Consider the following 8672-nt stretch of genomic DNA (forward strand, 5'->3'; position numbering starts at 1 on the left):
TATAACCTCTTATTAACTTCGCCGCAATGCCGCACACGAGGAGCGGCCCGGCTTACAACAGTTACAAGAGCGCGCACCCGCGGCAGATCGGCGGGCGCGCAAGAAGAAACTCTTCCCGATTAACCTTTGCTGCGGCGGCGCGGCATGCCATCCATGCCGCCACGATCCATGCCGCCACGCGGCTGGCCACCGGAGCGCGCTTGCCCACCGGCGCCACCGCCCGCATTGCGGCGCGGACCCGTGTTGGCAAAGCCGAATGCCGTTTGCAGCGGATCGGGCTGGCGCGGACCGCGCTGCGGTGCGCGGCCTTCGCCGCCACCGGCCGGACGGCCTTGGCCCTGTCCTGCCGCACGCGGCGGACGGCCCTGGCCTTGCGGCGCGCCTTCGAACGAGGCCGACGAACGGGGCTGGCCGCCCTGGAACGGGCCTTGCGGCTGGCCGCGGCCAGGACCACGCGCTTCGCCTGGACGACCGGCGCCGCCTGGACGGCCCTGGCCTTGCGGACGGGCAAACTGGCCTTGCGGCTGGCCACGGCGCGGCGCGACCGGGAACGGATCGGCGTTGCGGTTACTTACATCGATACGGTTGCCATTCGGCTCGTCATCGCGGCTCGCCTTGCGCGCTTCGCGGCCCTTGGCGGCGCCAGCGGCACGGGGGTCGCCCGATGCCGGCATTTTCTTTTCGATGCCGTAGGCGGTCAACAGATCGCGCACAGTGTTTTCATCCATTTCTTCCCAGCGGCCGCGTTTCAGGCCGCTCGGCAGGGTCATGGCGCCGTAGCGGGTACGGATCAGGCGCGACACGGTCAGGCCGATGGCTTCGAACATACGGCGCACTTCGCGGTTACGGCCTTCGCCGATCACCACGCGGTACCACTTGTTGATGCCTTCACCGCCGCCATCGGCGATCTTCGAGAACTGCGCCAGGCCGTCTTCCAGCTCGACGCCGGCCAGCAGTTTCTGGCGCATGCCCTCTTCCAGCTCGCCCAGGGTACGCACGGCGTACTCGCGGTCGATGCCGTAGCGCGGGTGCATCAGACGGTTGGCCAGGTCACCGGAGGTGGTAAACAGCAGCAAGCCTTCCGTGTTGAAATCGAGGCGGCCAACGGCCAGCCACTTGCCCGCCTTCATGGTCGGCAGGCGGTCGAACACGGATGGACGGCCGTCCGGGTCGTTGTGGCTGACGATTTCGCCGGCCGGCTTGTGGTACACCAAGACGCGCGGCGGCTTCTTGCTGACGCGGCGCTGGATCAACTTGCCGTTGATGCGCACGTGATCGCTCGGCAGGATGCGCTGGCCGATGTGGGCCGGCTCGCCATTCACGGACACGCGGCCCGAAATGATCAGGTCTTCCATGTCGCGGCGCGAACCGAGACCGGCTTCGGCCAGCACCTTGTGCAGCTTCGGCGCATCGTCGTCGGACGTCAGGTCGCGGCGCACGGCCACTTTCTGTACGCGGCCCGTGCCGCCCTCTTCGCTGTCGAACGCGTCGGAGGTAACGAACGAGAAGACAGCATCAGCGTCGCTGAGCTTACCTGGCGCAGCCTGGCGGCCCTTGCCCTTTTTACGACTCTTGCCGGCATTCTTGCCAGCACCCGGCACGTCGTTGCGCGGACCGCGCGGCAGGCGCGGACCGGAAACGAGGTTGCCTTCGGCATCGAACACATCGGCGACAGGCGCGGCGGCTTGCTCTGCGGCAGCAGGTGCAGCTTCGGCCGCCTGCGGCGCTTCGGCGCGCGGCGGCTGGCGCAGTGCGCGTTCCGCCTGCACGCCACGCATCTGGCGCGGACCGCGGGTCGGGCGCGCTTCGGCCGGCTTGTCAGCGACGGCTTCCGGCGCCGTTTCAGCGACGGCGGCAGCGGCCTTGGCGGCGGCGCGGGCGCGCGGCGGACGCGGCGCAGGGGCGGCGACCGCTTCGGCAGCCGCTTCCGCGGCGTCGGCCACGGCCTTCAGGGCAGGCTTGGCGCGGGTTTTCTTGGCGGCTGGCGCAGCTTCGGTTTCAGCGGCGACGACGGAGGATTCAGCAACTGAGTCGGCGGCCACGTCGGCTTTCGTGCGGCGCTTCGGCTTGGCAGCGGCGGTGCCGCCGGCAGCAACGGCAGCGGCCGTATCGGCTTCGATCTGGGCCTTGGTGCGGCGCTTGGGCTTGGCAACGATGACTTCGTCGCTGGCGGTTACTGTCTCGGGTGTGTTCGGATTATTCATTCTTCGTTTCTTGGCTGTGCTGACCTGGCGCAGCGTCAACCGTTAGTTCTGGCGCAGGGTCGTGAGTGTAGGCTTCGTCCGTGGGCGAAGCATCGGGGCCGGCATCAAGGCTTGCTGTCACATCTACATCTGTCACAGCCGTATTGCTACCTGCACCAAGCTGGGGGACAAGCTCATTGCTTGCCTTGTCAAAATTTTCCTGCAGGGCCGCTTCCAGGGCTTCGAGCCCATTGCCCTGCATCTCGCTGATTTGCTGCAACGGCGGCAGCTGGGACAGCGATTGCAAACCCAGGTCATCCAAAAACTGCTTGGTGGTGGCCAGCAAGGCCGGCCGTCCCACCACGTCGCGGTAGCCGATGGCGTCGACCCAGCCACGGTCTTCCAGCATCTTGATCGTCTGCGAATTGACGGCAACGCCGCGAATTTCCTCGATATCGCCGCGCGTCACCGGCTGGCGGTAGGCGATGATGGCGAGCGTTTCCAGGGTTGCCCGCGAATACTTGGGCGGCCGCTCGGGCGTCATGCGATCGAGATACATCTTCATTTCCGGGCGGCTTTGAAAGCGCCAGCCCGACGCCAGACTGACGATCTCGATGCCGCGCCCTTCCCACTCCTGCCGCAACTCTTCCAGCAATTGCTTGATCGTGTCGGCACCAACGCCGACACCGCGCACGCGACCATTCTCGTCCGCATCGACGAACAGCTTTTTCAAGCTGTGGATCGTCAGCGACTCACGAGCGCACAGCAACGCGGTTTCGAGGACTTTTTTAGCCTCAATTGTATTCATAGCAATTCTGTGCGGATGTGTGTTGCAATTCGTATGCAGAGAAAGAAATCAAAAACGTTCATTTCAACGTAACAGATGGCAGACATCGATGATGACGCCGTGCTGGGTTACTAGTTGAGGCTGTTTTTCCGACGCCTTGGCCGATGCGCGCAAAGCGGGACTAAAGCGGATGCAGTGAAAGTCCTGCCATCCATGGTGCTGGCCTTAAATAACCAGCAATGAAACGAACTCCGGAGCAGCTGCTTTTCCCGTGGCGGCGAACCAGCCAGACAGGAGAGCGACAGTCGTCGTTTCATCCAACGATGCCAATTGTACCTGATAAAAAGCGGAAAAGCGCAAAACCGGGCAAAACACGCGTTTTACCCGGCCCTGGCGCGACATATCGCCCCTGCTCGCGCATCACTGGGAGGCGAGTTTCTCCGAGAGAATGGCCGATGCGCCCAGGAAAGCTGGGTACTGCGCCGTGATGACGAAGGTCGGCACTTGCGAGACATAATTGGCGAAGCGGCCCTTGCGCTCGAAGCGGGCGCGGAAACCGGAGCGGTCGAAACGCGCGCCCAGGCGTGGCACGATGCCGCCGCCGATATAGATGCCGCCCAGCGCGCCCAGAGTGACGGCGACGTTGCCGGCCACGGTGCCCAGCATGCAGCAGAACGCTTCGATGACGTCGTCGCACAGCTGGGATTCGCCAGCCAGCGCGCGGCGCGTGATTTCCGCAGCAGGCAAGTCTTCCGCCGGCACGCCGGCGCGGTCGGCCAGGGCGCGGTAGATCAGTTCCAGGCCATCGCCGGAAATCAGGCGTTCGGCCGAGACGTGCTCGTATTCGCGCCAGGCGAATTGCAGAATGCTCACTTCCACTTCATTGAACGGGGCAAAGCTGACGTGGCCGCCTTCGCTTTGCAGGGCGATCCAGCCGCCATGCGACGGAATCAGGCCCGACACACCCAGGCCCGTGCCGGCGCCGATCAGTCCGATGGCCGTGTTCGGACGGGCCGTGCCCGCGCCCACCTGGTGCTTTTGCTCGTTTGATAGCTGCGGCAAGGCGCGCGCCAGGGCCGTGAAATCGTTGACCACGTCCAGGGTCGTGAAACCGCACTCTTCGCGCATGGCGCGGATCGAGAACGACCAGTGATGGTTCGTCATGCTGAGGAAATCGCCGTCGACCGGGTTGGCGATGGCAATCACGGCATGGCGCACGGCTTGCCCGCCGGCGGCAGCGATGTGCGGCAGGGCCAGGTAGGCTTGCAGGGCGGCGGACAGGCTCGGGTAATCGGCACAGGGCAACACTTCCACCAGGGTGATGTGGCCAGCGGCCACTTCCAGGGCGAAACGGGCATTGGTGCCGCCCACGTCAGCCAGCAGGCGCGGTCCATCGGCGAAGGCGGAAGTCGGCAGTACGGGTGAAGACGAAGCGCTCATGATTTTAAATGATGAAGTGGGACGCATGGGACGCCAAGCTTAAAGGATGAATGCGCCCGGAGGCAAGCAAAGTTTGTAGTTTAAGTACATCAAAACAAGCCTTTATTGGTAGTTCCACTCCAAATGCAACAGGCAATGCCAAAATTGCTTAGAAACAATGATTTATAGTAAGTGCTTGCACTCATCAGGCGCGAGAAAAGCATGCTGCATAGCAGCAGGAGTCGCCCTGAAAACAGAGTATGCCGGAGTTTGCGCAAAGGCGCTTTGTACGCGACGACGCTGGTGCGGCGCTGCCGTCCTGACGGGGCCGCAAAGGTGGTTTCGTATTATTACTACCGTTTTTATTGCCCGGCTGGCGTGCCGGAGGCAGCGCGAATCAGGAGGGCAAGCCTTCGCCCAGCAGGCTGGCGGGCGCCGGCTGGTCCGAGCGGTAGGCGGCATTCCAGGCATCAAGGCCGCCATGCAGGGGCTTGGCCCGGCGAAAGCCGTGCTGGTGCAACAGCTTGGCCACTTGCGCGGCCGTCACGTCGTTGGGACAGCTGCAATACACGATGATGTGGCGGTCCTTGTCCATGGCGATCATGGCGGGCACCGGCTCCTTGCCATTGAAGAACAAGGCGCCCGGCACGGCCGGTTCCAGCGCCTGCGCCGTGGCGCTGCGCGCGTCGACCATCAGCGGCTCTTCGCCCTGCTCTATCAGTTCGAGCAATTCATCGATGCCGATGCGCTCGATCTGCAAGGCCTGGCGGAAACGCCGGCGTTCGAGGAATTTGTACAGCAGGAACAAGCCCAGCAAGGTGGCCAGCATCAGCAAGGCCGTGCTGCCCATGGTGCTGAGCAAGTCGAGCACCTGCTGCACGCTGGCATGGAAAATCACGCCGACGACGATGCCCGTGCCGCTCCACAGCAAGGCGCCCAGGCCCGCGTACAGGAAGAACAGGCCAGGCGGCGTACCCAGCGCGCCCGACATCGGAGCGGCCACGGTATTGAATCCCGGCACGAACTTGGAGACGATCAGGGCTTTCGGGCCCCAGCGCTTGAATTTGTCTTCCGTCTGGCTGACGCAGTAATCGGGCGACAGCGAGATGCGGCACAGCAGCCGCAGGATGCGCTTGCCGAAATGGCGGCCCGCGCGGAACCACGTAAAGTCGCTGATCAGGCAGGCACTCAATGCGGCGGCCAGCACCAGCGCCCCATTCATGTCGCCATCGACTGCCAGCGCTCCCGCCACCACGAGGATGGGAAAGGCGGGAATCGGCAGGCCGAGCTGCTCCACCAGCACGATGCCAAAGACAATCAGGACACCGTAATGTTCGAGCAGATAAATGAGGTTGGGCATGGCCGCTATCTTACCGTAAAAGCGTGTTTAGATTTGCACGCCCTTCGGTATGGCGCTGAGCAGGGTGCGCGTGTACGGATGCACGGGATTGCGGTACAGCTCATCCGAATCGGCCAGTTCCACCACTTGCCCCTTGTGCATCACCATCACCTGGTCGGCGATGTATTTCACCACGGATAAGTCATGCGAAATGAAGATGTAGGACAGGCCGAATTCATCCTGCAAGTCCTGCAACAAATTGAGCACCTGCGCCTGCACGGACACGTCCAGCGCCGACACGGATTCGTCGCAGACGAGAATTTCCGGCTGCATGGTCAGGCAGCGGGCAATGGCGATACGCTGGCGTTGGCCGCCCGAGAACTCGTGCGGATAGCGGTGGAAGGCCTGTTCCGGCAAGCCGACCTTGTCGAGCAGCCAATAGGCCTTGGCGACGCGTTCCTTGTCATCGGCGCCGATGTTGTGGATGCGCATCGGTTCAAGCAGGATCTGCCCCACCGTAAAGCGGGGATTCAACGACGCATACGGATTCTGGAAGATGATCTGGATGCGGCGTTTATACGGCAGATACTCCCTGTTCGGCATGGCAATCAAATCCTTGCCGTGGAACATGGCCGTGCCGCCCGTTGCCTGGTGCAGGCGCAGCAGGGTCAAGCCCACCGTCGTCTTGCCGGAGCCGGACTCGCCCACTACGCCCAGGGTCTTGCCGCGCGGTAAAGTGAACGACACATCCTTGACGGCCTGGAATTCGCGCTTGCCGAACAGGCCTTCGCGCGTATAAAAGCTTTTGCTCAGGTTATTCACCACCAGCACGGGCTCGTCGCCCGGCGTATAGCCGCGCGTGCGCTGTTTCACCTCGACGCCGGGACCGGCCTTGCCCTCCATATAATCGGCAATGACGGGCAAGCGCCATGGGCGCTCGTCGAGCGATGGGCGGCAATGCAGCAGGGCCTTGGTATAACTGTCTTGCGGCGCCTCGAACACTTGCCGCACCTCGCCCGTCTCGCGCACTTCGCCGTGGCGCATGACGATCACCTGGTCGGCGATCTCCCCCACCAGGCCCAGGTCATGGGTAATGAAGAGCACGGACATCTGATGCTTCTTTTGCAGCGCCGCGATCAAGTCCATGATCTGCTTCTGGATCGTCACGTCCAGCGCCGTCGTCGGTTCGTCCGCGATCAAGAGTTTCGGTTCGCAGGCGATCGCCATGGCGATCATCACGCGCTGCTGCTGGCCGCCCGACATCTGGCTCGGGTAGGCGTCGATCTTGGTGGCCGGGTCGGGAATGCCCACTTCCTCGAGCAGCGCCAGGGTGCGCGCCCGCGCCTGCTTGCGGTTCATGCCCATGTGCTGGCGCAACACTTCGGCGATCTGAAAGCCGACCGTAAACACGGGATTGAGCGACGACATCGGCTCCTGGAAGATCATCGAGATATCCTTGCCGCACATGGTGCGCCGCTCGGCGATCGACAGTTGCAGCAAATCGCGCCCGCCGAAATAAATGCTCGAGGCGGGAGCTATGATGGTGTTATCCGGCGGCAGCAAGCCCATCACGGCCAGCGAGCTGACGGACTTGCCGCTGCCCGATTCGCCCACCAGGGCGACGGTGCTGTTGCGCGGCACGTTGAACGAGATGCCCTTGACGGCTTCGAACGTGGTCTTCTTGTCCAGGCGGAAGGTGACGCGCAGGTCGCGCACTTCCAACAGGTTATTCTGGTCCATGAGCAACTCCTATTTCACTTTGGGGTCGAGCGCATCGCGCAAGGCATCGGTAAACAGCGAGAACGCCGTCACCAGCACGGCCATCGCCGTGGCGGCGGCGGTCAGCTGCCACCATTTGCCCAGGATCAGTTCATTTTGTGCCTCGTTGAGCATGCTGCCCCACGAGACGGTGCCCACCGGCACGCCAAAGCCGAGGAAACTCAGAATCACTTCCGCCTTGATGAAGCCCACCACCAGAATCGACATTTGCACCAAGGCCACGTGACTGACGTTCGGGAAGATGTGCGAAAACATCTTGCGCCAGTGCGAGGCGCCGATGGCGTCGGCCGCCATCACGTATTCGCGCGCCTTGTGCTTGATGTATTCGGCGCGGATCAAACGGTACGGTCCCGTCCAGCCCGTCAACCCCAGGATCAGCACGATGGTCAGCACGCCCTTTTGCTGCAGCACGGCCGCCACCGTCAAGATCATCAGGATCGACGGAATCGAGGTAAAAATGCTGTAGAACCAGTTGAAAAAGTCATCGACGATGCCACCGAAGTAACCGGACACGGCGCCAAAAATCGTGCCCAGCACCACGGCCAGCAAGGCCGCCACCAGGCCCACGACGATCGACGTTTCGCCGCCCTTGATGGTTTTCTGCACGATGTCGTGGCCCCACTTGTCGGCGCCGAACGGTAGTGTCGCCGCCTTGTGCGCGATCAATTTCTTGGCCTTGCCCATGCCGGCGCGCAAGGCCGTCAAGTCGTCGGCCAGCGGGTCGGTGACGCCGTACATCTCGACGCCAGCCGATGGGTTACTGCCCATCTGCGCGCGCAGTTCGGCGATATCGTCGGCCAGCGGGTCGAGCACATTGACGGGTGTCGGCGCGCTGCGCTCGTCCGTCAGAGGAATGGCGCCATCACCGGACGTGGACGCATCCTTGTCGGCGCCCAGAAACGTGGGCGGCGCATAGCTGACGGCCACTTCATCTTCCCAGTTCGAGGCGAGCAGGCCGCTGGCGGAGGCCAGCACCAGCAGGAAAAAGGCGCCGACCACGGCCAGCGATACCATTGCAATCTTGTCGCCGCGCAAACGGCGCCACGCCAGGGCCCACAGGCCGGGCGATGTATGAGGTTTCGACATCGTCTCTTTCTACTTCAGTTGTACGCGAGGATCGACCGCCTGGTACAGCAGGTCGGTGAGCAGGTTGAAGAGCATGGTG

The 8672-nt window shown here is 63.2% G+C and carries 7 protein-coding genes; all 7 read right to left on the bottom strand.

Annotation, left to right across the window (positions count from 1 at the left end; genetic code table 11):
• Positions 1-119: 119 nt before the first annotated feature.
• Positions 120-2204: a 23S rRNA pseudouridine(2605) synthase RluB gene (rluB, locus tag ASN89_RS27250; RefSeq protein ID WP_058051410.1), complete on the bottom strand. Its 2085-nt coding sequence runs from the start codon at positions 2202-2204 to the stop codon at positions 120-122.
• Positions 2197-2991 (bottom strand): SMC-Scp complex subunit ScpB, encoded by a 795-nt coding sequence (gene scpB, locus ASN89_RS27255; protein ID WP_046685399.1) that lies wholly within the window; start codon positions 2989-2991, stop codon positions 2197-2199. The genes rluB and scpB overlap by 8 nt, the downstream gene beginning before the upstream one ends.
• Before the next feature lie 204 nt (positions 2992-3195).
• A complete protein-coding gene (locus ASN89_RS29150) occupies positions 3196-3372 on the bottom strand; it encodes a hypothetical protein (RefSeq protein ID WP_160309317.1) in 177 nt (58 codons plus the stop codon).
• A gap of 18 nt (positions 3373-3390) precedes the next feature.
• On the bottom strand, positions 3391-4410 hold the full coding sequence (locus ASN89_RS27260; protein ID WP_046685400.1) for a glucokinase: 1020 nt from the start codon (positions 4408-4410) through the stop codon (positions 3391-3393).
• A 376-nt stretch (positions 4411-4786) separates the two neighbouring features.
• Positions 4787-5749, bottom strand: a complete 963-nt coding sequence (locus tag ASN89_RS27265; RefSeq protein WP_058051411.1) for a VTT domain-containing protein — start codon at positions 5747-5749, stop codon at positions 4787-4789.
• A 27-nt stretch (positions 5750-5776) separates the two neighbouring features.
• Positions 5777-7468: an ABC transporter ATP-binding protein gene (locus ASN89_RS27270; protein ID WP_058051412.1), complete on the bottom strand. Its 1692-nt coding sequence runs from the start codon at positions 7466-7468 to the stop codon at positions 5777-5779.
• 9 nt (positions 7469-7477) lie between these two features.
• Entirely contained in the window at positions 7478-8593 is a 1116-nt protein-coding gene (locus ASN89_RS27275) for an ABC transporter permease (protein WP_058051413.1), read from the bottom strand.
• Positions 8594-8672 lie beyond the last annotated feature (79 nt).

Origin of the sequence: Janthinobacterium sp. Ant5-2-1, from assembly GCF_001445815.1 — a bacterium.
In the GTDB taxonomy this organism is placed as follows: domain Bacteria; phylum Pseudomonadota; class Gammaproteobacteria; order Burkholderiales; family Burkholderiaceae_D; genus Janthinobacterium; species Janthinobacterium lividum_E.